Origin of the sequence: Veillonella parvula, assembly GCF_018366295.1 — a bacterium.
Lineage (GTDB): Bacteria > Bacillota > Negativicutes > Veillonellales > Veillonellaceae > Veillonella > Veillonella parvula_P.
The window spans coordinates 134976-161287 of the sequence record NZ_JAGZIJ010000002.1; the positions used below are offsets into that span (position 1 = coordinate 134976).

At 39.8% G+C, this 26312-nt stretch carries 24 protein-coding genes, 1 tRNA gene and 1 riboswitch; of the genes, 4 read left to right on the forward strand and 21 right to left on the reverse strand.

The genetic code is table 11. The features are described from left to right. Positions 1 to 3: 3 nt before the first annotated feature. The 3 genes from KHY58_RS03645 to KHY58_RS03655 form a co-directional block, all read right to left on the reverse strand. Complete coding sequence (locus KHY58_RS03645; RefSeq protein WP_077708639.1) at positions 4 to 720, reverse strand: DNA-methyltransferase; 717 nt, start codon at positions 718 to 720, stop codon at positions 4 to 6. Between the two features lie 202 nt (positions 721 to 922). Further along, positions 923 to 999 (reverse strand) — tRNA-Arg (locus KHY58_RS03650). Positions 1000 to 1047: 48 nt separating this feature from the next. Continuing rightward, positions 1048 to 2040 carry a 5'-nucleotidase, lipoprotein e(P4) family gene (locus KHY58_RS03655; RefSeq protein ID WP_278472066.1) on the reverse strand — a complete coding sequence of 331 codons (993 nt, stop codon included), beginning with the start codon at positions 2038 to 2040 and terminating at the stop codon, positions 1048 to 1050. A gap of 270 nt (positions 2041 to 2310) precedes the next feature. Between KHY58_RS03655 and KHY58_RS03660 the strand changes: the two genes are divergently transcribed. Continuing rightward, positions 2311 to 3192, forward strand: a complete 882-nt coding sequence (locus KHY58_RS03660; protein ID WP_278472068.1) for a hypothetical protein — start codon at positions 2311 to 2313, stop codon at positions 3190 to 3192. Positions 3193 to 3345: 153 nt separating this feature from the next. Here the strand turns inward: KHY58_RS03660 and KHY58_RS03665 are convergent, their stop codons facing one another. The 10 genes from KHY58_RS03665 to KHY58_RS03710 form a co-directional block, all read right to left on the reverse strand. Further along, a complete protein-coding gene (locus tag KHY58_RS03665; RefSeq protein ID WP_012864949.1) occupies positions 3346 to 4809 on the reverse strand; it encodes a catalase in 1464 nt (487 codons plus the stop codon). A 316-nt stretch (positions 4810 to 5125) separates the two neighbouring features. Continuing rightward, positions 5126 to 5410 (reverse strand): hypothetical protein, encoded by a 285-nt coding sequence (locus KHY58_RS03670; RefSeq protein WP_004694573.1) that lies wholly within the window; start codon positions 5408 to 5410, stop codon positions 5126 to 5128. 88 nt (positions 5411 to 5498) lie between these two features. Next, positions 5499 to 7031, reverse strand: a complete 1533-nt coding sequence (gene dinB / locus KHY58_RS03675; protein WP_278472070.1) for a DNA polymerase IV — start codon at positions 7029 to 7031, stop codon at positions 5499 to 5501. Positions 7032 to 7033: 2 nt separating this feature from the next. Further along, complete coding sequence (locus tag KHY58_RS03680; RefSeq protein ID WP_004694570.1) at positions 7034 to 7378, reverse strand: ArsR/SmtB family transcription factor; 345 nt, start codon at positions 7376 to 7378, stop codon at positions 7034 to 7036. A 539-nt stretch (positions 7379 to 7917) separates the two neighbouring features. Further along, positions 7918 to 9201: an adenylosuccinate synthase gene (locus KHY58_RS03685; RefSeq protein WP_278457822.1), complete on the reverse strand. Its 1284-nt coding sequence runs from the start codon at positions 9199 to 9201 to the stop codon at positions 7918 to 7920. 74 nt (positions 9202 to 9275) lie between these two features. Beyond that, positions 9276 to 9548 carry a helix-turn-helix domain-containing protein gene (locus KHY58_RS03690; RefSeq protein ID WP_012864952.1) on the reverse strand — a complete coding sequence of 91 codons (273 nt, stop codon included), beginning with the start codon at positions 9546 to 9548 and terminating at the stop codon, positions 9276 to 9278. Position 9549: 1 nt separating this feature from the next. Continuing rightward, positions 9550 to 9900 carry a type II toxin-antitoxin system RelE/ParE family toxin gene (locus KHY58_RS03695; protein WP_278457824.1) on the reverse strand — a complete coding sequence of 117 codons (351 nt, stop codon included), beginning with the start codon at positions 9898 to 9900 and terminating at the stop codon, positions 9550 to 9552. Positions 9901 to 10167: 267 nt separating this feature from the next. Then, complete coding sequence (locus KHY58_RS03700; RefSeq protein WP_278472072.1) at positions 10168 to 11331, reverse strand: MFS transporter; 1164 nt, start codon at positions 11329 to 11331, stop codon at positions 10168 to 10170. Positions 11332 to 11561: 230 nt separating this feature from the next. Further along, positions 11562 to 12857 carry an adenylosuccinate lyase gene (gene purB / locus KHY58_RS03705; protein ID WP_278467436.1) on the reverse strand — a complete coding sequence of 432 codons (1296 nt, stop codon included), beginning with the start codon at positions 12855 to 12857 and terminating at the stop codon, positions 11562 to 11564. A 146-nt stretch (positions 12858 to 13003) separates the two neighbouring features. After that, positions 13004 to 13951: a zinc metalloprotease HtpX gene (locus KHY58_RS03710; protein WP_004698199.1), complete on the reverse strand. Its 948-nt coding sequence runs from the start codon at positions 13949 to 13951 to the stop codon at positions 13004 to 13006. A 180-nt stretch (positions 13952 to 14131) separates the two neighbouring features. On the opposite strand from KHY58_RS03710, the gene KHY58_RS03715 reads away from it, so the two are divergent. Further along, complete coding sequence (locus tag KHY58_RS03715; protein ID WP_278472074.1) at positions 14132 to 14542, forward strand: CAAX protease; 411 nt, start codon at positions 14132 to 14134, stop codon at positions 14540 to 14542. Between the two features lie 67 nt (positions 14543 to 14609). On the opposite strand, the gene KHY58_RS03720 is transcribed toward KHY58_RS03715, so the two are convergent. The 7 genes from KHY58_RS03720 to KHY58_RS03750 all read right to left on the reverse strand — a co-directional run bounded on the left by KHY58_RS03720 (position 14610) and on the right by KHY58_RS03750 (position 22973). Then, a complete protein-coding gene (locus KHY58_RS03720) occupies positions 14610 to 15440 on the reverse strand; it encodes a hypothetical protein (protein WP_278472077.1) in 831 nt (276 codons plus the stop codon). A gap of 4 nt (positions 15441 to 15444) precedes the next feature. Next, entirely contained in the window at positions 15445 to 15849 is a 405-nt protein-coding gene (locus KHY58_RS03725) for an ExbD/TolR family protein (RefSeq protein WP_008602049.1), read from the reverse strand. Further along, positions 15846 to 16451 carry a MotA/TolQ/ExbB proton channel family protein gene (locus KHY58_RS03730; RefSeq protein ID WP_278472079.1) on the reverse strand — a complete coding sequence of 202 codons (606 nt, stop codon included), beginning with the start codon at positions 16449 to 16451 and terminating at the stop codon, positions 15846 to 15848. The genes KHY58_RS03725 and KHY58_RS03730 overlap by 4 nt, the downstream gene beginning before the upstream one ends. 301 nt (positions 16452 to 16752) lie before the next feature. After that, positions 16753 to 17010 (reverse strand): hypothetical protein, encoded by a 258-nt coding sequence (locus KHY58_RS03735; RefSeq protein WP_004698152.1) that lies wholly within the window; start codon positions 17008 to 17010, stop codon positions 16753 to 16755. Between the two features lie 360 nt (positions 17011 to 17370). Next, positions 17371 to 18624 carry a methylmalonyl Co-A mutase-associated GTPase MeaB gene (gene meaB, locus KHY58_RS03740; protein WP_004694551.1) on the reverse strand — a complete coding sequence of 418 codons (1254 nt, stop codon included), beginning with the start codon at positions 18622 to 18624 and terminating at the stop codon, positions 17371 to 17373. Beyond that, the gene (gene scpA, locus KHY58_RS03745; protein ID WP_004694550.1) at positions 18617 to 20806 is read right to left on the reverse strand and encodes a methylmalonyl-CoA mutase; all 2190 of its coding nucleotides are present in this window, start codon (positions 20804 to 20806) and stop codon (positions 18617 to 18619) included. Before scpA ends, meaB begins: the two co-directional genes overlap by 8 nt. A 4-nt stretch (positions 20807 to 20810) precedes the next feature. Next, a complete protein-coding gene (locus KHY58_RS03750; protein WP_278472081.1) occupies positions 20811 to 22973 on the reverse strand; it encodes a methylmalonyl-CoA mutase family protein in 2163 nt (720 codons plus the stop codon). 290 nt (positions 22974 to 23263) lie between these two features. Next, a riboswitch (cobalamin riboswitch) is annotated at positions 23264 to 23439 on the reverse strand. A gap of 160 nt (positions 23440 to 23599) precedes the next feature. Between KHY58_RS03750 and rarD the strand changes: the two genes are divergently transcribed. Then, the gene (gene rarD / locus KHY58_RS03755; RefSeq protein ID WP_105087261.1) at positions 23600 to 24496 is read left to right on the forward strand and encodes an EamA family transporter RarD; all 897 of its coding nucleotides are present in this window, start codon (positions 23600 to 23602) and stop codon (positions 24494 to 24496) included. A gap of 146 nt (positions 24497 to 24642) precedes the next feature. Here the strand turns inward: rarD and KHY58_RS03760 are convergent, their stop codons facing one another. Continuing rightward, on the reverse strand, positions 24643 to 25542 hold the full coding sequence (locus tag KHY58_RS03760; RefSeq protein WP_278472084.1) for a DUF3829 domain-containing protein: 900 nt from the start codon (positions 25540 to 25542) through the stop codon (positions 24643 to 24645). Between the two features lie 280 nt (positions 25543 to 25822). On the opposite strand from KHY58_RS03760, the gene KHY58_RS03765 reads away from it, so the two are divergent. Beyond that, positions 25823 to 26200 carry a type II toxin-antitoxin system HicB family antitoxin gene (locus KHY58_RS03765; RefSeq protein ID WP_278472086.1) on the forward strand — a complete coding sequence of 126 codons (378 nt, stop codon included), beginning with the start codon at positions 25823 to 25825 and terminating at the stop codon, positions 26198 to 26200. Positions 26201 to 26312: the final 112 nt, after the last annotated feature.

The following is a 26312-nucleotide window of genomic DNA, read 5'->3' on the forward strand; positions in this document are numbered from 1 at the left end:
AAGTCATCCTTTTATTCTAGAAACAGCTATATCAAAATACTTTTTATCTAACTCAATTCCAATAAATTGTCGATTATTTTTCTGTGCTACAACACCTGTAGTTCCACTTCCCATAAATGGATCAAGTACACAATCCCCTTCATTAGATAGAACATCAATAAAGTGTTGTATTAGAATTTCGGGTTTCTGCGTAGGATGCTTCCCATATCGTCTCTCACCATTAGGGGTAACCGAAGTTTCGATAAAATCATGAATAAGTCTTCCCTGATTATTAAAAATACCCGTTCTCTTTTTATACGTAAAATATATCCAAGCCTCTGTAGAATTCACAAAATGTAGGTTCATATTTCTTGGCATAGGATTAGTTTTATGCCAAATCCCCGTTGTTTTATAATAAAATCCATGCTTCTGAGCTAATCTTATAATTGTCTCTACCTTTATAATAGCCATAAAGACAATCATTGAACCGCCCTTTTTTATAACTCTAGCTGACTCTTCAAAAAAACAATCCATAGATTTTTCCCATTCCGAAAAGTCCATATCATCCCAGCCTGCTGATCCAAAAAAATTATCTCTCATTTTACTAAGATTCGTATCGCGGTTTCTCATAAAATTTCCCAAATTATAAGGAGGATCTGTGATAATTAGATCAATAGAATTTGTATCAATTTTTTTCATTGCTACTATACAATCTTCATTATATAACTTCGTTTCTAACACTATATTATCCTTCCTAAATGGGTCCATAATAATTAATTGTACAAATTGTTTATTTACACCCTTCATTATACAAAAATACTATCAATCTTTTTATAATATAAAAAATAGACTATAAATACAAGGTTACCTATTTATAACAATATTAAATGGTAAAACAAAAAGACACAAGGCATTTAAAGCCTTATGTCTAATAGATTTTAATTGGTGCGCCTAACCGGAATCGAACCAGTGACACGCAGTTTAGGAAACTGCCGCTCTATCCAACTGAGCTATAGACGCATGTACACTTTATTATATCGTTTTTAATAAAGTATACGCAAGACGTCCTTATTGTTGTAAATATTGATTATTCACTTGTTTTTGTTCTTCTGGGCTCAGGTTTTGGTAGCCTTTAGCTAATGCACTTACCCAAGATCCGTAAGCAGGGTTTGGGAATACCACAAAGGTAGTACCAAAGTCTTCTTTATGAGCATCGATGATGCTATTTCTTTCAGCTAGTGTCTTACCTTTTGTGCCGATTGGGAAATCACCAGCGTTATCGCCCATGTATAGAATGACATAATATTTTTTAGCAATCATATCAAAGCGAGGTTGTTTGTCAGAGTCTTTTTCGAATAGTAGTACATGGTCTTTATCGACAGATGGGAATCCTAGTTCTTTAAAGTTCTGTATCGTTACATCAAGGTTTACAGGTGCGTAACGGTTTGAAACATAGAAGATTTCTACCCCTTGTTTATGTACTTCATTTAGGAATTCAACGGCGCCAGGCATGGCTTGCGATTTGCCTTGATGCACGGCTTGACGCCACCAGGGAGCATCAAAACGGCCATTACCATTTACAATGCTTTCACCCATCAACTTGGTATTATCCACTACGGTTTCGTCCGCATCAAGAACGATAGCTAAAGGTTTTCTTTGATGAGATGGATCAGTAACGGCCATCTTAACGGTATTCATTGCCACATTATACCCTTGATACGCTAGCGCTCTGTACTCTGCAGAGATACGCATCCATAGCAAGCCCATCGTTTCAGTTTCGGCTTGGTACTGTTGCTTTTGCTTGAGGGCTTCCTGTGCCGCTACATCATTAGTTACTGCATTATTAGTTACTGTATTATTAGTTGTAGCACTAACTCCATCATTCTTAACTGCGGTAACAGTAACAGGCTGAGCTGGTTGAGCCTGCGTTACAACAGCAGTAGAAACAGGACTATTTGTTTTTACATTAGTCGGAGAATCCGCTTGTACCACAGGCCCCATACAAAGGCTTCCTCCAATACAAGCCACCGCCACATACCATGCCAAACTACTAGATTTCATAACTGCCTCCTATTCACATGTAACATTTCGTGTAAATTCAACACATCATATAATTCTACATAGTTATACTAAAATCCTTTTAAAATTTGTATATTTCTAAAAGCAAAAAAAGATCCTATGCACCATACCATAAATCGATTCGATTCAGATAGTTGCTTAGGCTCTTTTAGGAGTTAATAAGTACAGTTTTAAATCTATCTATGCAAAAACTATGCTATAATACAGCTATTGATGGTATTAGAGATTTCTTACTAAAGAGAGGTATATGTAATGAAACTATGTAAACGATCAATTATTGCCAGTTCACTATTAGCTATATTAGCTATATCATCTGCATATGGTGCTACCCCTATGCGATCTACTGAAAACACAGATACTGCTATGGTTGATATGGATTACTCCAATCTTCCAGAGCTAAAAAAATCTATCGAAAGTGCAACACCGGCTATGGTCCAATCTACTCTTGCTGCTTCTAAGGGAAAGCCTACTAAAGATAAGCCCATCTATTCGACAGTCACTATGACCGGTAACCGTGTTGTATCCGTAAAGACCTACAAAACTAAAGAAGAACAAGAAAAGGCCATGTTAAAGGAGCGTGAACGCTTAGACAAGGTCAGTGCGGAACGTCGTGCTAAACGAAAAAATGAAACTCGCGCGGATATGCTAAAAGGTTTAAAAGCAATACCTATGTATCCACCTGTTAATGAAACACGAGCATTACAAAGCGAAATGTTCTCTCAACCATTTGGGAGACAACTCGATTTGCGTTTAGTAGAGGCCTACACACAAGATTACGACAAGGCCAAGCCCGGCGATATTTATGTCTATGCAGATTATGTGGACTATACATCTAAGCAACTATTAGGTGAAAAAAATGATACTACTGCTATTTCAGCCATGATTCTACGTACAATCATGAGAAAGGACGAAAATAAAGCTTTCAGCATCGATGTAAATGCGTACTTCATAAACCCAACAACGCATACGATTTCCATAAGTCGTTCTGAAGATGTAAAAGGCATCGATATCAAGAAAAGTGAAATAGCTGAAACCGTATTTAAACTACCGACACACCAGCTACAACCGGGTGATCCACAATATGAAATTGCTAAGCTCATGTATCAAGACTTAACAAGTAAAAAATTTGATTAGTAATATTTAAATACACTCTCCACAACAAAAGCCCCTCCTTACTATGAGCTATATAGCAAGGAGGGGCTTCGTGTTAGTTTAAGGGAGTTCTTTTATCGCATTAGTATTGTTTAGATAAACTATTTTAATATTGTTTAAATAGTATCATTAATCTTATTTTACATCGCTGAAATCAATATTCATACCCAAGGCTTTAGCAACGCCTTCACCATAAGCAGGATCACATTGGTAGCAATGTTTTGCATGACGTTCTTTGATAAAATCAGGTACGCCATTCATAGCTGCTGCGGTGTTATCAAATAAGACTTGTTGTTGTTCAGGGCTCATGAGGCGGAACAGTTTACCTGGTTGTGTAAAGAAGTCAGAGTCGTCTTCATAGAAGTCATATTGGTAGGCTGGGCCAGATACGTCGAGAGGAGGATTTTTGAATTCCGGTTGTTCAGCCCATTCACCAAAGCTATTTGGTGCGTAGCCAATTGTAGACCCATGGTTTCCATCTATACGTCCTTGACCATCACGATGATAGATATTTACAGGACATTTAGCGGCATTAACAGGGATTTGATAATAATTTGCCCCTAGACGATAGCGTTGCGCATCCGCATAGGAGAACAAACGACCTTGTAGCATTCTGTCAGGAGAGAAAGAGATACCAGGAACGATAGTTGTTGGTGCAAATGCAGCTTGTTCTACATCTTGGAAATAATTTTCTGGATTGCGATTAAGTTCCATCACACCAACTTCAATCAATGGGAATTCGTCATGATACCATACTTTAGTTAAATCGAATGGATTGTACGGCATATTGTTAGCTTGTTCTTCCGTCATCACTTGGATGCATAATTTCCATTTAGGAAAATCGCCTTTTTCAATAGCCTCAAAGAGGTCACGTTGGTGACTTTCACGGTCACTAGCTACCACATTAGCCGCCTCAGCATCGGAAAGATTTTCAATCGGCTGTTGGCAAACCCAATGGAATTTAACCCATACGCGCTCATCGTTTTCGTTGATAAGACTGTATGTATGACTGCCGAAACCATGCATTGTGCGGTAGGATTTAGGAATACCACGGTCACTCATGACGATTGTTACTTGGTGGATCGCCTCTGGCAAGCTAGTCCAGAAATCCCAATTTGCTGTCGCATCGCGAAGATTTGTTTTCGGATTCCGTTTTACAGCGCGGTTCAAATCAGGGAATTGCAATGGATCGCGGATAAAGAATACAGGTGTATTGTTACCTACGAGGTCCCAGTTTCCTTCTTCCGTATAAAATTTTACGGCAAAGCCACGAATGTCGCGTTCTGCATCGGCCGCACCACGCTCACCGGCAACGGTGGAGAAACGCACGAATAACGGCGTTTGCTTGCCTACTTCAGAGAAAATTTTTGCTTTCGTATATTTTGTAATATCGTTAGTTACTGTGAAAGTACCAAATGCACCGGATCCTTTAGCATGCATGCGGCGTTCAGGAATCACTTCGCGCTCAAAATGAGCTAATTTCTCCATGAGCCAAACATCTTGCATCAATACAGGACCACGTTTACCTGCTGTAGCAGAGTTGCGATTATCTGGTACGGGAGCGCCAAAGGCGGTTGTTAGTTTCTTTTCATTATTCATGTTACAAACTCCTACTTAGAGATCAAAATGAAAGTAATTTACTTTACATAATTTTTAAATCATATATCTCAATTACGATAAAAATTATTAACGGATAATTATTATTCATTAATCTGTAATTAGAATATCATAATTTTTTTAACAGAACAACCCTAAACCTTTATAAATTTTGTATACACGATATCATTTATAATTTTAAAATGAGAATTTCAATGCTATATATTTAAATGCTGTTAAGATGTACCTACAAAAATACGCAAAACAAAAAACACCTTGTTTCTACTAACTTGTAGATCACAAGGTGTTTTCATTCAATTTATGCCGGACGACTCCAATCAACTTGTACGTCGATTGCTTCCCACATACGTGTTAAAGCTAACTTAAGATTATCCAAAGATTCTAATGGTTTTACGGTCAATCGTTCATACGTATCAAGACCTGTAGCATGCTCAATAGCATGTTCATTATTCAAGTAAGCGATTACCTTATCCACCCACTCTTGTTCAGGTAAATCTACGGACACTGTTTTTGTTTCTGTATCATAGGACAAGAAACCATTGCTGTTTACGCCATAATGAATGGCCACACGAAATAAACTCATATCTATACCTCTCTTGCGGTAATTTATTAACACTACACCCATATTGTAACACGAACAATTATATTAGCGAAAGTATTCAATATAATCTTTATAAGTCCTTTTTGACGGTCTTTTTAGGTCCTTCAATAGATGGGTGTGTGTCTGCAATTGTAGACCGATTAGCCTCTTTAGTTGAGACTACATCAACATTAATAGACTCCCCATCCTCTTGATCAGGCTGTGCATCCACTGCCGCTTTCAACTCTGACCATTTTCTGCGTATTCCATTGTCTCCGTGAAAGCGTTGCCATAACGCCCCACTCATGACAGCGGTTTCACCAAATTTAGCCTCTAAGGAGTCTAACACACTAGATAGCTTATCCTCTGTTTTATCCTGTGGGGATTCAAAGAGACTGTCCTGCATAGGAACCTCCTCATCGAGGCCACTCACAGTAAGGCCTAATAAACGGATAGGACCAGGCGGATCCATAAAAGTAATCTCACTAGAACTACTATATTTAGAAGTACTATAATTAGAACCAATATGGTTAGAACGATTATCTTTAGAACTACTATATCTAAAATCAGTAGATTTCACTTTCATAGTTGCCCCTAGTGCTTCTACGTCTTTCTTTGTACCTTTCGGGTTCTTACTCGTTTTATCTTGCATGAGCTTATTCCACAAGAGCAGCGCAGTTTCAAAAAATACATGCTCATGATCTGACGGCGTATCTAGCCGCTTCTGCCGTGATACGGTAGTGAAATCATCATACCGAACCTTGATAGATACAGTATGTCCATAAAGGCTACGTCTACGAAGCCGTTTCGATAAACGGTTTGCAAAGTACCTAAATTCTAATTCAATAGCACGGCCTTCTGTGAGATCTTCTTCGTAGGTTTCCTCAGCGCCAATCGATTGTATCTTTCGGTCTGTTTCAACAGGTCTATCGTCGATACCATTCGCAAGTTCCCATATGCGCTTTGCCTGATTTCCCACAAGAGGAATTAAAGTGCTTTCATCAGGCAAAGACTGAATATGACGTATCAGATGAAAGCCACCAGCTTTCAAAATTTTCTCTGTCCGAGGGCCAACACCCCAAATACGTTTAATAGGCAAAGGAGCTAGCACCTCTTTTTCACGACCGTATGGGATGACCACAAGACCATCTGGCTTATCTAAATCAGAGGCTAATTTAGCAAGAAATTTATTGGGTGCTAAGCCTGCAGAGATAATAAGTCCTGTTTTCTCGAATACACGATCTTTAATGGCTTGTCCTAGAGCTTTAGGACCACTATACATGGTAGACATGCCGCTCACTTCAAGAAAGGCTTCATCAATAGATAGAGGCTCAATATAAGGGGTGAATTCTTTCATGATGGAAAAAATTTGGTTCGACACTTCTTTATATCGATCCATCCGAGGATATACATAGATGCCATCAGGACAGAGTTTCTTAGCTCTCGAGATTGGCATCGCAGAGTGAATACCAAATTTTCGAGCCTCATAGGAACAGGTAGCTACAACACCACGTGAAGAAAGACCACCCACGATTACGGGGTGGCCTTTATACTCTGGATGATCCAGTTGTTCTATGGACGCGAAGAATGCATCCATATCAACATGCATAATCCAACGTCTCATTGTTATGCTTCTTTTTCGTGCTCAGAAATGCGGCAGTATTTAATCTGCGCACAAATGCACTCATCTTTAGTTTTATATAATTGAGGGAGAATATCTAAAATATCGGCAAATGTAGCTTCATTAATGGAGTAACGCGTCCATAAACCATTACGTTGAGAGTTGACTACACCTGCATCAATTAAGATTTTCATGTGGTAACTCAACGTAGATTGAGACAAATTGAAGCTCGCTAAAATATCGGCTGCACATAATTCATTGCAAGACAACATATCGATGATGTGTAATCTTGTTTCATCACTTAATGCCTTAAAAATCGTCGCTAAACGTTCGTAAGAAACTTCAACCATATCTTTAACTCCTCAGATCCTTATCAAAAAATATCAATCTACTTCTTGGTACTATTATATACTATTTCTTAATGTAAATCTATTTTTTTCTTTATATTTGTATCTTAATAATTTATTATGAATACAAAAAAATTATAGATAAGTAAATTTCGTCTTATTATAAACTAATTTAAGCACGTATTTCTTTGTATAAAATGAATATTTTAAACAAATTTTCATTTTATAGATTTATCTGAATATACATTTTTCTGTATATATAACAATTGCATTCTATTATTTATTATATATTTCTCGATATACTCACACTTTAATAACTATATAGCATACTTCGATATACCGCACTACTGTAGCAACCTAAAGGATTAGATATAGAGTATCCACGTTTATATTCTACATCTATTCAACACAAAAGACCCCTCTACGAGGGGTCATATCTGTATAATTCTATAAATCGATTGCATAGCAAAAAATATTAAAATGTATAATATTATATCAATGCTACCAAATACAAATTTCCTATTATATCAAATTAGTATAGCTTAGAATACATTTACTAAGTCGATAGTTTGGCTACGGTTAGGGCCAACGGATACGATACCCAAAGGTACACCTGTTACTTCAGCAATGCGTTCTACATATTTACGAGCATTTTCAGGCAATTTATCGTATTCACGAATACCAGAGATATCAGTTTCCCAACCTGGCAATGTTTCGTACACTGCTTCGCATGCTTCAAGATCTTTCAAGTTAGCTGGGAAGCCTTCTACGTCTTTACCATTTAATTTGTAGCCTACGCAGATTTTCAATTCTTTGAAAGTATCAAGAATATCCAAGCGAGTAATAGCCAAATAATCAAGGCTGTTAAGACCTGCTGCGTATTTTACAACCATGAGGTCTAACCAACCACAACGACGAGGACGACCCGTTACAGTGCCGAACTCATGACCAAGTTCACGAAGGTTATCGCCAGTTTCGTTAAGAAGCTCTGTAGGGAACGGACCTGCACCAACGCGCGTAGCGTAAGCTTTTACTACACCGAAGATGTTTTTCAAGTAGTTAGGACCCACACCAGCGCCTGTGGAAGCACCACCTGCAATTGGATGAGAGGATGTTACAAATGGATATGTACCATGATCAAGGTCGAGCATAGTAGCTTGAGCACCTTCGAACAATACCTTTTTATCCTCTTTTACAGCTTTAAGAACAGCCGCATTAGTATCTGTTACATAAGGTTTCAAGGCTTCAGCGTATTTGATGTAATCCGCTAAGATTTCATCATAGCTAACAGGTTCAGCATCGTATACCTTAGTAAGCATTTTATTTTTGAACTCTACATTGTACGCTAATTTTTGTTTAAATGTTTCCATATCATACAAATCACAGATACGGATGCCGATACGATTGATTTTATCAGCGTAGCAAGGACCAATACCATTTTTAGTAGTACCGATTTTAGCATCCCCTTTAGATGCTTCTTCCGCAGTATCTAGAGCGATATGGTATGGCATAATGACATGTGCACGGTCAGAAACTTGAAGGGTTTTAGCAGATCTGCCTTGCTTTTCAAGGCCTTCAATTTCTTGTAACAAAACTTTAGGGTCGATAACAACACCAGTACCCACAATATTTTGTTTATTATCGTATAAGATACCACTTGGCAAAAGGCGAAGTGCAAACGCTTTATCATCAACTACAACAGTATGACCCGCGTTATTACCACCTTGACTGCGCACCACAACATCCGCACGTTCTGCGATCCAGTCAACAATTTTACCTTTCCCCTCGTCACCCCATTGAGTGCCGATAACCATACTAGTTGCCATATCTATATCCTCCATATAACAGTCGAAACAATTCATTTTTATTATACAACAATGTTCGGATTCTGTGAAAGTATTTATACAAATTCAATCTTTAGTTTCTTCCCAAACGCATGGGCTATTTTCTGCAATGTTTTCAAAGATGGATTTCCATTGCCATTTTCAATCTTGCTAATATCAGACTGTGTAATACCTGTTAACTCAGATAATTGCATTTGCGTCATATGTGCTGCTAATCGCGCCTCAACTATATTCTGAATAATTTGGTATTCATCATCTAAAGCATCCCACTCTTTTTTAAACTTCGGATTTTCTAATTGCTTTTCTAAATATTGATCTAACGTTTCCATATTATCTATACCTCTCAATATAATTATTTTTATATTTAATAGCTAGTTCAATTGCACTTTTAGGTGTTTTCATAGATTTCTTTACAAAACCATTAGTTAATACAATTCGCCTTCCCACAAAGAAGAAATACAATATTCTTGAGATATTTGAACCTTGCTTCGTTCGCAACTCATAAATACCATCCTCTAAATATTTAGACTGCGGTTCCCTTAAACGATTGCCATATAATTCAAGTATCTTTAAATCTCGAATTGTTTTAGCCCGTTGTTTATCTGAAAGTTCATTTAAGAATACTTTTGCTGGCTTATCTCCACTTAGGGTTTCATAAAAAACAACAGAAAACGTATCCATGTCATTCCTCCTAATACTAGAAGAAATCTTTACTTAATTATATGTTAAAACATATATCAAGTAAAGATATTGAGATATAGAAAATCAAAGTCTTACTATATCCAATATAGATAACTGGTTTATTAAAGTAAACAAATGGGAGGTGACCAATGGTCACCTCCCATGTATTGACATTTTATCGAATCAAAATATTCTATTTTAGTTCTTTTATACGATTTTGCTACTTACATGTTATTATGTCTTTAATATGACCCTATTGCATTGATGTTATTTTGGTTCTTTCAACCAGAAGCTCATAAGCAAGCCTATAACCCCTACAGGGATCAGTGTCATCAATGCCGTTTGTACGTCATAAATATCTGCTAGATGTCCTACATAAGGTGCCACAAGGCCACCTAAGGTAATGCCAAAACCTAGCGTAATACCAGATGCAAAGCCCGCATTTTTAGCAAGGTATTTTTGACCTAACACCGTAATTGGCCCGTATTGTGAGAACACACCAAAGGCCATCGGTATCATGGCGCCAAAGAAGCCCCAAATATTAGACACAAATATAAATACTAAAACAGAAGGCAAGAAAATCAGATTACCTAAGCGTACAGTTTTAAGAAATCCAAGTCTATCAGATAAAGCCCCTCCCATATAGGTAAGAACGGCCCCCATCGCAAAGTACGCAGTAAGGGCCAAACTAGATGCACTAGCTTCACCATTAATAACGGTAATATACAAAATAGGAATAAAGATAGCCAATACAGAGAAGAGTATAGATCGAGAGGCAATCACAAAAAATAACTTACCAAAGCTCGCCCAATCATTTGTAGCAGTACTAAGAACCTTAGAATGACTTTCACGGTTACCAGTATCAGCAGTATCAGCGGTATCAGCTTCACCCTCGCCCATAAAGGCATAGAGATATAGCAATACGCCGAGTAGCGCGATAATCGTAAATACCCAAAGGAATTGTCCCCCAAAGACATATACACCCCCAGCGAGGAGAGGTCCAAGTGCAAAGCCAGCGCTACCACCGACTGCAAAGCGCCCCATAGCATTACCAAGCTCATGAGATTGCGTACGATTTACCAGTAGAGCTGCCTCAGGATGGAATAACGCAGCACCTACCCCGGCCAAGAGCGACAAAGCAAGAATCATTTCGTAACTCGTAGCCAATGCCATAGCGCTAATCGACACAAGAGTCACCGTAAACCCAACGGGAATAAACCAGGGTACGCGCCACCGATCTGCCACATAGCCCAATACGGGCTGTGCCACGGAAGCCACCACGGTATTACAGAAAATGATGGAAGCCGATTGATAATAATTAAGGCCAAAGTTAGCGATAAAAAACGGTATGAGGGCCGCCAGCGAACCTTGACCAAAGTCATTAATACAGTGAAAAATAGGCGGTCCGTACTTCCGTATAATACGTTTCATATAACCTCCTAAAACAAATAGATGGTTTCCTAATGTAAGACGAGTATATAAAAGCCTGCTAGAAAACTAATTTATAATTATCTGTTAAAATAATATACTTCTATCTAAAATGGCATATTGCTTTCAAAACAAAAAAGGTAGATATAGCCAACACCTACTGCATGTACCATAGGCTTGTTGGTCTATACCTACCCTAGTCTTTCATATGTTATGTGGGAAGTACCCTACAATTATAGGCCAAAGCGAGCCATGATTGTATCTACATGTCTTAGCAATTTATACGGATCAAAGCATGCATCGATTTCCTCATCAGTCATGTACTTCTTAATGTTTTCATCAGCTTTTAAACCTGTTGCGAAATCTTTGCCTTCAAGCCAGCGTTCCATAGCATGTTTTTGAACCCAACGATATGCTTCGTCACGTACCGCACCTTTGTCTACAAGGTGTGTCAAAATTGTTTGGCTAAATACGAGGCCCCCTGTAAGGTTAAGATTTTTAAGCATAGTTTCAGGGTATACCAACAATTTATCAATGGTTCGGATTGTTAGGTGCAACATATAATTTAACGAGATTGTCGCATCCGGCAAGATAACTCGTTCTACAGAGCTATGAGAAATATCGCGTTCATGCCACAATGCTTGATCTTCGTAAGCAGATTGTGCATAGCCACGAAGTAAGCGAGCCATACCGCAAATTCTTTCACATGTAATAGGGTTGCGTTTATGAGGCATCGCAGAGGAACCCTTTTGTTTAGGGCTGAAATATTCTTCTGCTTCGCGTACCTCTGTACGTTGTAAGTGACGGATTTCCAATGCGATTTTGTCTAATGTACCGCCTACAACAGCGATGGTAGACAACAACTCAGCATGGCGGTCACGTTGCACCACTTGCGTAGCAATTTTAACAGGCTCAAGGCCTAATTTTTCACACACATATTGTTCTACGAATGGATCGATATTGGAGTATGTACCAACAGCGCCAGACAATTTACCAACGGCAACGCTTTTACGCGCATGCTCCATGCGTTCAATATCACGTTCTACCTCTGCCATCCACAACGCCAATTTCAAACCGAATGTAGTTGGTTCGCCGTGGATGCCGTGGGTACGACCGATCATAGGAGTATATTTGAACTCAGCTGCACGACGACGCAATACTTCGTGCAAACGCTTTAAGTCACCAATTAAGATATCGCAGGCTTGTTTCATCATGTACCCAAGCGCCGTATCTTTCACATCTGTAGAGGTAAGGCCAAGATGGATGTATTTAGCCGCTTCAGGACCTACGTATTCGCCCACTGCTGTTACGAAGGAAATGATATCATGGTTCGTTTCCTTTTCGATTTCATGAATGCGCTCAACGTCGAAATTTCCCTTTTCCCGGATTGTTTTCGCCGCTTCTTTAGGAATAACGCCCAACTCAGCTTGTGCCTCAGATGCGAGGGTCTCCACCAATAACATTGTGTCGAATTCGTTGCGTTCGCTCCAAATATGGCCCATTTCTTCTCGTGTATAACGTGGTATCATGATGTCTCCTTTGCATGATAAAAGCTAGATTTATAGGATTATTGTACCATATGTGAAAGCTCCATTCAACGAACGGAGCTAAATTTTCCGAATGATAATTATATTAATTTTACTTATCGTTCGTGTTTATTAAATTAATTATCACTTTAACGATTTTCTTTAAGACTTTGCTTGAGATTATATACCTCTATCCCTTCATTGATACGTTGTATTCGCTTAATCATTTTTGGATGAGTAATAAACAAGCGACTGAAAAATCCTGTACTTTCACAATCATATAATTCACCATTCTCTAGAATACCAATTTGTTCAGTAGCAAGTCCTAATGAAACTAGACCATCACGCAGCTCCCGCCCCAAACCAATCGAAACGGCATAGGCATCAGCAGCATACTCTCGACGACGGCTATCAAAATAATAGGTAATCCACTTCGGTAATAGAAGTACATATTTCACGATTGCAATCATAACGATAAGAATTAATTGAATAATACGTACTACGATATTAACAATTGGTATAATAGCCAGTATATTTAAAGCAAAATTTAGATATATTACAAGATTTAAAATTAATTGCCCTAGTCGATCCATAGCATAGGTAATGGTTAAATAGATAGTATCACGATGTCGTAAATGGCCTAATTCATGGGCAAGAACACCTAATAAATGCCGTTTATCTAACGAATACAAGGCTCCTGTATAAATCGTAATGTGATTTAATCCAGATGCAAAGGCATTAATTTCCTCATCTGTACGCATGCGCAATATCAGTGAGTTACGTGCTACACCGCTAAATGCACATAATTCCTCAAACAGCGGTTCAATATATTCAGATTCTTCTGCATTTGGTTTTCTTTCACCTTGCAATACATGGACAATCCAACTAAAAGGTGGCAAAAATAATCCGATGGCCACAATAATAGGCAACGCAAAGGATATAATAATATATACATCGAGCTTATCCACTAAATGTAGCGGTTTTATAAGCCAGTCCCATGAAAACGGATACACATATTGAACTACAGATTCTAAAATAGGAAAAAATACAAATACAATAATAACATTAACAATATAGGTAAGAATAACTTGAATCATAATCTCTCACTCTAATTTCTCATATAGTTATATAGTAATAAATTAATCAATACTATATCATAGCTATACATTGTGATATATAATAAACATACAGACTAAATGTACTGCGAATAATTGCTCAATCTATACACGAGCTTTATACTAATAGTAACAAACATTTCTACTATGGGGGAGGCTTTCATGGCAACTTTAAATCGTAAGGAACGCCGCGCACAGCGCAACGAATCTAATACTATAGGTATTCTATTACGTCTATTCTTTGGGCTCAGCTTTATCGGCTTGGCGGTAGTCCTTTTTGGCGAGTTTGATTACAACTTTATCTTCTCCATCTTTACGGCAGACATCGTAGTATCTTTAATTTACGTAATGATGAATAAATCGCGTATTACTACATCCTTAGCAGTAAACACAAATGTACGTGTTATCATCGCATTTCTCATCATGTTAATTACTATGTTCTTCTACGCTTTTGCATTGTGGCGAGCTGATCAATTCAGCACACCTATGCAAGTCACATTATTCATCGGTGGCCCCATCGTATATCTAGCGGTCTTCAACTCTACGAAAACGATGCTTACCAATCAAAATTAATACAATCTTTTTTTACAACCATAACAAAGAGGCATATCCCATACTAATGTATGTAAGATATGCCTCTTTATTGTCCTAAAACAACAGGGACTGCTAGATATACAGGTTCCCCTCTTCGATTGATAATAGAACCACTGCTTTTAACGATGCGCATTGCTTCCTCTTTGACTGGTTGCGGTACATCCTCTGCGATGAGCGGTGTATGTTCTCCCACGATGACATGTCCATTAACGTCAAAGTTAACACGCACTACAACCTTACCTGTTACGATTGACCCCTTCCCCTGTTCTTGTACCGTTCGTAAATATTCTTGAGGGTTGATATCCGACTTTTGTAAAAGCGCTTGTTGCCCTGGTGTTAAGAGCCCCCACGCAAGATCAGATAGGAAGGATAAATCACTAGCTTCGGCAAAGCCGTTTCCATTGGCATTCGGATCAGATGTTATATCCTTACCCTTAGGAGCATTGTCAGGCTTAGAGGATTTTCCGTCTTTGGAATCATTTCCACCCGTAACTACAGCTTGTTCATTATTAGTCGTTTCCGATTCTATGGCCTTGGGAACGGCCCATTCGCGACGAGCATTAGATGTAGTCTTATTGGCATTTAAATTATGAATACTTTCATCACCTGTATTTTCCGTTACAAGAGGATCTGCCTTAGGCGCAGGGCCTTCTGGAGTCGGAGGTTCAACCGGTGGCTTATCCTTAGGTATAGGCTCAATAGCCGTAGTTTCCGCATCACTTTCACTATCCTCAGGCAGATGAAAGCTAACCTCTGCGGCATCATACGCCACACCGGTTCCAACGATACCACGCAAAGAAAGCCCCATGCCAGAGATAAGCATGATGGTAATGCCTAAAGATACAATAAAAGGTTTCAGATAATGTGATTCAAACATGGAATCACTTCCGTTCCGTAGCGACGCTAATATATTTAGCACCGTTCACCTTGAGCATGTCCAAAAGCTCGATAACATCGTTATAATATACATCTTTTGAAGCGCGAATCACAAAGGCCTGTTGAGGTGCTTGTGTAACGATAGATTTGACCTCTTGCGCCAAGCGATCCGAAGAAATTTCCTGATTATCGATATACAGCGTGTGCGTTGTAGTCAAGGTAATGGTGATAGGTTCGATAGATTTCGCCGTAGACGACGATGCAGATGGTAAATTAAGCGGAATTTGTTGCTCTGTATTCATGTACAGCGTGCCTACCATGAAAAATACTAATAAAAAGAATACGATATCAATCATAGGAATAATCATGATGGTAGGCTCTTTTTTAACCCCTAACGTGCGTCGTCTCATATATCATGTTCCTCGTTGTACGCATCAAGGATGTTGCCGCACTCATGTTCTAATGTCGCCACAGAATCATTGACCTTTGCTGCACAGTAACTGTGAAAGCCAAGGGCAATAATGGCCACGGTCAAACCTGTAGCCGTTGCCACTAAGGCTTCAGAAACACCACCTGTAATAATGGTCGGAGCCCCAATATCGCCGCCTACCACAGCAAACGCACGAATCATGCCGAAGACCGTCCCCAGCAACCCCAATAACGGAGCCATTGTTACAACCATGCTGAGCCAACTAAGGCCGCGTTTTAAACGTTCATCAGCGTACGACACCACATCTTGAAGGCGATTTTCCAAGCCATTATAATTCTTTGCATTGCGGATAGCACGGGCAAATAAAGAACCAAGTTCCTCTGTATCCCGTTCCAAAACACTTGGTAACATAATCCAAGATTGATTCTTCTCTAAGACCTTATTAAAACGGCGCAAATCCTTTGTAAACTTGCGATATAGAAAGATACGTTCAATGCCAATCATCAAGGTAAACAGTAAAAAAATCACCAGCGGATACATAACAAATCCACCAGCTACAAATAAATGCGCTATACTACTCATACTAACCTCCAAAAGCCACATACTTTTAGGCTCTATCCGGGTTAATTATACCACGTTTTATCCCACCGAAAACAGATATAGAGCGTAAAACCACAACATAAATAGATATAGGATGACTTGCAAGATAAATATAGACTAATTCGCTAGATAGACATAAGCTAGCTAAAGTCCACAGGATAAAATTAGGGTTATAGGGCAAAACCAACACGTTTTGTCCTATAACCCTAAAATTAAAATACAAAAAGGCTGCACTAGAAATGATATACATTCTAGTACAGCCTTTGATACGTTCCTAAATAGATTAGTCTTTTTTAATAAAGCCTACAATGAAGCCACCTACTGACAGTGCAATGCCTAAACCGCTACAGAACATACCAATAGAATACCACAATGTGTAAGATTGGTTATTCTCAGAAATCGCCTTTGCTGCCGCTTGAGCATTTGTAGCATTTCTCGCAATTTCCAAATTAGCCGCCCCTGGATCTGGATTTAATAATAGAATCGCAATACCAATAATTAGAACGACTACACCTACAGGTAATAATAATTTTTTGTTCATTTGAATGCCCCTCTCGTAACATTAAACGATTAATAAATAATATAACTTAATTATACACTGATTTTTGCATTTTAAAAAGATGAACTTATATATTAATCATCTTTTATTAGACAATTAATAGCAAATAATTAGTCGCAATTAGTTATTATGACATAGAAAAAGGCATAGTATGCAACTACTATTGGTCCAAATCCAACAGTGAACATTGATACTATGCCTTTTACAAATACATCTGTAGTTATATCGAAATGCATACGATTGCTAGTGGAGTGCGTATTAAGATAAGTTATGCCGGCTTATCTAATATATATTTAGCAATACGATTATATTTAATAATACAATATGTATTTACCGATCTACTTATTGTAAAGACTTATCGAAAACGCCAATAAGTTCTTCAACGGCTTGAGATTCGCTCATTTCACCGTCTAAGACAGCAGCTTCGACTTCGCCCATGCGACCTTGAATGACTACATTGTTAAAGAATAGGTTGTGCAAGTGTTCGTCAATCATATCGCGTACCCAACGAAGGGATTGTTCTTGACGGCGTTTTAAGAAGACCCCATTTTCTTTGCCTTGTTCAGTAAACTCTTGGATGACATCCCACAATTCATCGAGGCCATCCTTTGTGACAGCTGAACATGTATAGGCTTGAGTCTTCCATTTTTCCGTAGCCGGACGGATGTAATGCAACATCCGGTCATAATCGCTACGAGCAATGAGAGCTCGTTTGAGGTTATCCCCATCGGCCTTGTTGACCACAATAGCATCCGCAAGTTCCATAACGCCTTTTTTGATGCCTTGCAATTCATCGCCTGCCCCCGTTAAAACGATGAGCATAAAGAAGTCTACCATGGAACGCACGGTAACTTCGCTTTGCCCAACCCCAACGGTTTCAACGAGAATAATATCGTACCCAGCAGCCTCACAAAGTAGCATCGTTTCTCTACTTTTACGAGCTACACCGCCTAGTGTACCACCAGCTGGCGATGGACGAATATAAGCCTCTGGGTGTTTCGTCAACGTTTCCATCCGCGTTTTATCACCCAAGATACTGCCTTTTGTGACTTGGCTCGTAGGGTCTACAGCCAGTACGGCAACCTTGTAACCCGCTTCAATGAGCATGTTACCGAAGGCTTCAATAAACGTACTTTTACCGGCCCCAGGCACACCAGTAATACCGATGCGCAACGCCTTGCCCGTACGAGGCAATACGGCTTGCAACACCTGTTGAGCTAGTTTGAAATGGTCCTTATTATTACTTTCTACTAATGTGATAGCCCGTGAAAGTATAACGCGGTCCCCCTGCTCGATACCGCGTACATAATCAGCGACAGTTAATTTCTTTCGCCGCTGTACGGGACGTACCGCTGGAGCCAGATGAGCTGAACTAGATAAGAGGCCATCATGCATTTCCTTGACGCCTTTCATTACGTGACACGCGTAAGTGTCATCTTTCTTCGCTTCTTCTGGCACCCAGTCGGGACGATAGGTACTACCCTCGGTGCTTGCGTTTTTTACACCTAATTCAGGGGCTTTGCCTTCACCAGTGGTGAAAGTTGCGTCCTGTGTATTGCGCAATTCATCCGGAGTAGGCCGTTTGTTATCAGTCATGAGACTCGTCTTGAACGTGACTAGTCAATGTTTCTAGTAATTTTTTCGCCGCTACTGGCAAAACTGTACCAGGGCCAAAGATAGCCACTGCGCCATGTTCGCGTAGGAATTCATAGTCCTGAGCAGGGATTACGCCGCCGATGGCAACTAAAATATCTCCACGGCCCCGCTTGTTGAGTTCCTCTACAAGTTGAGGCAATAATGTCTTATGCCCCGCCGCAAGAGAACTAAATCCGACAATATGAACGTCATTATCCACCGCATCTTGTGCTGTTTCTTCTGGAGTTTGGAACAAAGGTCCGATATCCACGTCAAAGCCCATATCCGCGAAGGATGTAGCGATAACTTTGGCACCACGGTCATGACCGTCTTGGCCCATCTTCGCAATCATGATACGAGGACGACGACCTTCGAGTTCTTCAAAGTTATCTGCCATTTGGCGTACTTCTTTGATTACATCGTCATCTTCAAATTCGCTGGAGTATACACCGGAAATAGAGCGAATAACCGCTTTATGACGACCGCATACCTTTTCAACAGCAAAGGAAATTTCACCCAAGGATGCACGAGCACGAGCCGCTTCAAGTGCAAGGGCAAGTAAGTTGCCTTCACCCGATTCTGTAGCCTTTGTGATCGCTTCAAGACAGGATTGAACCTTTTCTTCATCCCGGTTAGCACGCAATTGTTCGAGACGACGAATTTGCGCTTCCCGTACAGCTGTGTTATCTACGTCGAGGATATCCAATGGATCTTCTTTATCTAGACGATATTTATTGATACCAATAATTGCTTCACGACCAGAGTCGATACGAGCTTGGCGACGTGCGGCAGCTTCTTCGATACGCATCTTAGGAAGCCCTGTATCGATAGCTTTCGCCATACCGCCAAGGGATTCGATTTCTTGAATATGACCCCAAGCGCGACGAATCAATTCGTCTGTCAATGCTTCTACATAATAGGAACCGCCCCATGGGTCGATAACCTTACATACCTTAGTTTCATCTTGGATGTAAAGCTGAGTATTACGCGCAATACGTGCAGAGAAGTCCGTAGGCAATGCAATGGCTTCGTCAAGCGCATTCGTATGTAGAGATTGCGTATGACCTAACGCGGCACCCATCGCTTCCATACATGTACGAGCCACGTTGTTGAACGGATCTTGTTCTGTTAAAGACCAACCAGATGTTTGGCTATGGGTACGAAGTGCCATGGATTTAGGATTTTCAGAGCCGAAGCTATTGATAATCTTAGCCCACAACATACGAGCCGCACGCATTTTTGCCACTTCCATGAAGTAGTTTTTACCAATTGCCCAGAAGAAGGACAACCGTGGTGCGAACTGGTCAACATGAAGGCCTGCATTAACACCGGTACGGATATATTCAAGACCATCGGCCAATGTGTAACCTAATTCGATATCTGCAGTAGCGCCCGCTTCTTGCATATGGTAACCAGAAATGGAGATACTGTTGAACTTAGGCATGTATTGGGAGGTATACGCAAAGATATCACCGATAATACGCATGGATGTAGCTGGAGGGTAAATATAGGTATTACGTACCATGAACTCTTTCAAAATATCATTTTGGATTGTACCAGCCATAACCTTTTTATCTACGCCTTGTTCTTCACCAGCCAAGATATAGAATGCCATTACTGGCAATACGGCGCCGTTCATTGTCATGGATACGGACATTTGATCAAGAGGGATACCAGAGAATAGAATTTCCATGTCGAGGATGGAGTCTACCGCAACACCCGCTTTACCAACGTCACCTACTACACGAGGATGATCGGAATCATAACCACGGTGAGTAGCAAGGTCAAAGGCGATAGACAAACCTTTTTGGCCCGCTGCCAAGTTACGACGATAGAACGCATTGGATTCTTCAGCTGTGGAGAAACCAGCGTACTGACGTACTGTCCAAGGACGAGTAACATACATTGTGGAATAAGGTCCACGCAAGAATGGAGGTACACCAGCCATATAGTCAAGGTGTGTCATTCCTTCATAATCCATCTCTGTATAGAGAGGCTTTAGTTGGATTTGCTCCATTGTTGTATTATATAAATCTTCAAAGCTTTTTCCTGTTTCTTTTTGAAGTTCAGCAAGCCATGCATCGCGAGATGTTGCTGTCTGAGATCCCAAGCCAAGAGAGGAGAAGTCTGGATTTTTAAACATGAGCTCACATCCCTTTCTTATCTTGTAACGTATTCAAGATTTCGTAACAATTTGCACGAACAGAAATGAAGTCGTCCACGCCAGCTTCACGGTATACAGGTTCTAAGTCCTTAGGAGGTGCCCCTGCTAAAATAACCGTTACATGCGGCATAGTTTCTTTCAATTCCTTAGCGAGTGGTGGTACCAATTCTGGATAGGTATCATCTGTAGAACAGATAACAACTACATCAGCACCACTTTCACGAGCAGCTTTTGCTGCATCAGCCGTTGTTTCATGGCCATCATTTTTGATAACTTCAAAAGCCCCTACTTCGAAGAAGCCTGTGGAGAAGTCCGCACGAGGTTTATGTTGAGGGATTGGCCCCATGTTAGCCAAGAATACCTTCACATTATCTTTCGTACGTTGTTTATAATTCTCAGTGCGCATACGAAGTGCTTCAAACTGTTCAGTCCAACGATGAGCTGCAATGGATTCAATCGTTTCGGAAGCAATATCGCCAGCATCTAAAGCCTTCCGGATTTGGCGTATTGTTAATTTTTGTAATGCACCGAGTTCAATAAGGCCAATCAAAGCGCCTGGCTCTGTCGTACCTGCTTCTAGGGTAGCCTGTGCTTTCACAACCGCATCTGGCTCCGCACTCGCCAAGTACTCTTCGATTTGAGCAACTCGTTTTTGACGCAATGTTTCTTGATTTTCTGGTTTTGGATCAAGCAATTCTTCAGTCATGTTCGCATACATGTTGTTACCTACAGCCACATCTCTGCGGAATGCAAGGTTTTTGAAGCGTTCATCAAGAACCGTTTTAACTTGAGCTTGTGGATAACCTTCTTTCAAGGCTGCTATTATACCACCTTTAGCCTCAATAGTTTGGAATTCAGCCCAAATTTTTTCGCATAATTCGGCTGCCAATGTTTCCACATACCAAGAGCCACCTACAGGGTCCACTGGTTGACGCAACTCGAATTCAGTTTGCAACATAACTTGAATATTACGGGCAATACGGCGAGAGAAATCGTCAGCTTTGCGAATTGGTTGGTCAAATGGGGATACTTCAAGGCTATTCAAACCGCCTACAACGCCAGAGAATGCTTGTGTTGTATTGCGCAACAAGTTTACATATGGGTCGTATACAGTTTTTGTGAAAGCCGATGTTCTGCCGTGTACATGAACAGCACGGTCAGCTTCTTCGGCACCGAACGCTTCCATGATGCGCGCCCAAAGCACACGTAATGCACGTAATTTAGCAATTTCCATGAAGAAGTTTGCACCCAAAGAGAATGTAAACATCATGCTGTTAGCAATAGTGTGAATATCGATGTTCCGTTGTGCTAATTGACGCACATAGCAAACTGCTGTTGCCAATGCATACGCAACCTCTTGCACATCGTTCGCGCCACCATTAGCGTATACATCACCAGATACGAGTACAGTTTTAAGCTCTGGAGCTTGTTCTTTAGCCCATACAACAGTATGTGCCATTTCATCAAAGGCTGTATCTAAAGACATATGCAATGTACCATCTTTAGCCCAAACACCAATAGGGTCTGCACCAACGAGACCTTTCAAGTCAGAGGTTTGTTTTTTAGAGCCTTTCACCGTAGCGGCTAACATACCGAGCAAGATAGCTGCAGAAGCACCTGTTTCAATATATAAAGGATTTTCCTTTAAATTAAAGCGCTCAATCAATTGGCTACAATCATCCATAGTAGACAGAGATGTACCGCCGATACCAACAGCTGCGCCTACTTGCACATCTTGATCATGGCGTGTTGCTTCATCAAGGCGAATATTGTGAATGGTGCCACCTTTTACAATTTCGTATAAACTTGCATGGTTAGCATCCTTAGGAAAAGATTCGTCTACATATTGGGATACGCCCCAAGAGTCTTTAATATAACCACTTGCCTTTGTGCCACGTAGGAACTCACCTGCCCCAGGGTATACACCCTTTGGAATTTTTTCTCCATGCAATGCAGGCGTATAAATTGGTTGTAACGTAATTCCCTCATAGGTTTTAGTGAACATCTTCTTATGGAAGTCGCCACCTTTTAACGCTTTTTCAACCTCGGCCTGCCATTGTTCATACGTAGGTTTCTTAAACTCATCAAAGGATACAGGTGCTAATAAATCGCGTTCAGCATCCTTTGAAGTCTTTTTGTCAGACATATATGTGCCTCCTTTTCAACTCGAAACCATACCGAGAAACAGCGCACCGTACCTGCGAATTGTTAGATATATGAATCACTCGAGCTTTATCTTATTGGACCACATCAACCTCAAAATGTGTCCATCTGTTTAATATCTATAAAACCTGATTCCTATACTCAACATCCACTCTAAGGGCAATAAAAAACGTGCCACCTAAAGTGACACGTAAGGTTTCTTATTGAAAGGTACACTAAAAAATACTGTAGCCAGCATACCCCAATCCCCTTCCTATCGCTCGTAGGTACATAACGGTGATTATCAAATAGGCAGTTCTCCTGGCTCGGGATCATCACCTCGCTTTCGCCTTCCCAGATTACTCCAGTGACATGTATGAAAGCAGGCTCATCCTTACAGTGGCGGGACCGCATCGGCTTATACCGATTTCTCTATTAAGTCTTGCGACACCTATTCTCTATATTCGTTGTTCTAAGTCCAATATAGTGTAACAATATGCACAAAGTCAATGAACATAACATTTAATCATAAGTGCCAAAATCAAAGTTATAACTGAAAATCATACGTAATAACTAAAACGCATGACTTGAGTATTAGTGATATAATAAGTACTATCACGAGGAGGCATTATGGAACATACAAGTAAAAAAGGGTTAATCACAGCCCTTAGTTGTTATATAATTTGGGGCTTACTCCCTCTATATTGGGCATTATTAAACCATGTTTCGCCGTATAATATACTGGCACAACGCATTATCTGGTCAGGTGTTTGCATGGCTATCGTTGTATTTGGCCTACACTTTAAACAATTCAAAAAGGACTTTCAATTACTAAAAGAACAACGTTCACAATTATTCCTACTTTTAGTTGCGGCAGTCATCATCAGTGTAAACTGGTTCACCTACATTTGGGCCATCGCCAATAATCAAGTTATGAACACGAGCCTTGGCTATTACATCAACCCACTCTTCAATGTAGTATTAGGTGTTATCCTATTTAAAGAGGTTCTATCGATACCCAAAAAGCTGAGTGTCCTTATCGCTACCATCGGCATCGCCTTACTCACCTATCAAGTGGGATCCTTGCCATTAGTATCGATGATTCTCGCCGTTTCCTTCGGTCTCTATGGGGCTGTAAAAAAGAAACTGCTCATCTCTCCCTTTACGAGCATCGCCTTTGAGGCCTGGCTATTAACACCGCTAGCCTTACTATATACGACAATGGTCGATAATACCGTGTGGTCCTATTTCGGCACAGACTGGTATACAACCATGTTGCTCATAGCCTGCGGTCTAACTACATCTGTCCCATTGGTGCTATTCTCCTATGGTGCACAGCTATTACCGCTCAATCTACTAGGCTTCTTGCAATATGTATCCCCTACCATTGCCTTGTTGCTAGCCATCTTTTATTTTGGTGAAAGCTTTGGCACACCACAGATGATCGCCTTCGGTTGTATCTGGATAGCCTTAGTATTATTCTCGTTATCAAGCCAAATTACAACGCGCATTAGCCTAAAAAAGTAAGGTATATCCTATAATATCAACTAAAAAGCTGTATCAAATGATACTCTCATTTGATACAGCTTTTCTTTTATATAGACGTATTAATCTAACTTATTTTAATCTAATTTATTTTAATCTAATTTATTTTAATCTATCTCATTCATATTTTAATCTAACTCATTCATATTGGTCGTATTCAGATTAGAAATGTAATGGTTATAGGCCTCAATCATACGATTATAATCGTTATCTTGTTTTGAACCCATATAGGTACGGATTGCACCAATCGTAGAGTTTACAGAGGTCTTAACAGAATCATACTTAGGACTAGCAATACCATTTGATACATCACCAATAGCTTGCAACTCTTGATTGATAGCATTTACATCTAGTTGTTTTTCACTATCGATCTTTTCTAGGACCGCAGTAAGTCGCAAATGAACCTCTTGTGCTGCAGCGGCATTTTTCTTGCCTGCATCACGCAATTGTTGCAACCGTTGTTGCAAGCGGTCTGTATTAATTTTATGCATAACATTATCAAAGTCAGCATAAATAGGAACAAATTGTTCATATAATTGAACATATTTAGGGCCTAATTGTTGCTCCTTAGCATAGTTGTCTGTGGTATACCCTTTAGATTTATAATATGCATCGAGCTCTTCCGCTACCGGTGTAATTTCGTTCAATTTTGAAAGCAGCTTATCTAAAGGCTCCTTCATTTCATCATACGGAATACCTGCTTGCTTAGCCTCTTCTAATTCTTTTTGTAACTGCTTAAAGTTCGGTGCACTAAATACAGTTAAATGCTGCCCCGCTTTTAACTCATTAAGAGTTGGCGTATTCGCATAATCAAACATGACAGCCATGCGATTGTATCGGCTTACAGCTTTCACATATTGATTAAATAACTGCACCTGATCCTGCTCAGACCGCTGCGCAATTTCCTTACGGCTCTGTTCAGTACCCTGCCATAGCTCTGACATACTACAACCGCTCAACAACAATGGGGATGTCAATGTCGCCGCACACAATACAGCCATTGCTACCTTTTTACCGAATAGTTTCATGATGAATCCTCTCCTTCCATCAATACACAACCTAATTTATATATATTAATTATATACTAATATGATTTTTATGAATAGAATTAATATATAAAGGTCATTTATCAATTTTGTCAAGTGACTAATAGAATCAAGGGTGACCAATGGTCACCCCTATTTTCCTTTATATACTGTTAGACTATAAATAAGAATGTATAACTCCTAATAATTGTTTTGTACGTATACACGTGTTATCATGAAAGGAGAGAATATGAAGGATAAGGATTTACTATTAGGAGGACCTATGAAATTTATATACCCTGCCATAATCCATGATGATACCGATGGTTTCTGGGCCGAATTTCCAGATCTCGAATACACTAGTAGCACCGGCTCAACACTAACAGAATTAATAACCAATGCACAAGAGGCTATGGAACTCTATATATTAGGCGCTTTAGAAGATGGACAAACTCTACCTACCCCCACATCTATTCGCAGCTTACCATGTACCGATACAACATATCCTACATTAGTGCAAACAGATATTGATTTAGCTAAAAATAGTAAGTCCGTAAAGAAAACCCTAACGATTCCTGCATGGCTTAACGACAGAGCATTGGCTAAAGGAATTAATTTTTCTCAACTTTTACAAGAAGCATTAGTAGAGAAAACAATGTAATTTACATCATCAATTGCTCAGTAAAATTAGAACTATTGTCCATGCAATAGATGCTAAGGTTAGTAATAGTATACAGATCATCCACAAGATTATTACAAAATAGAGCAGTAGC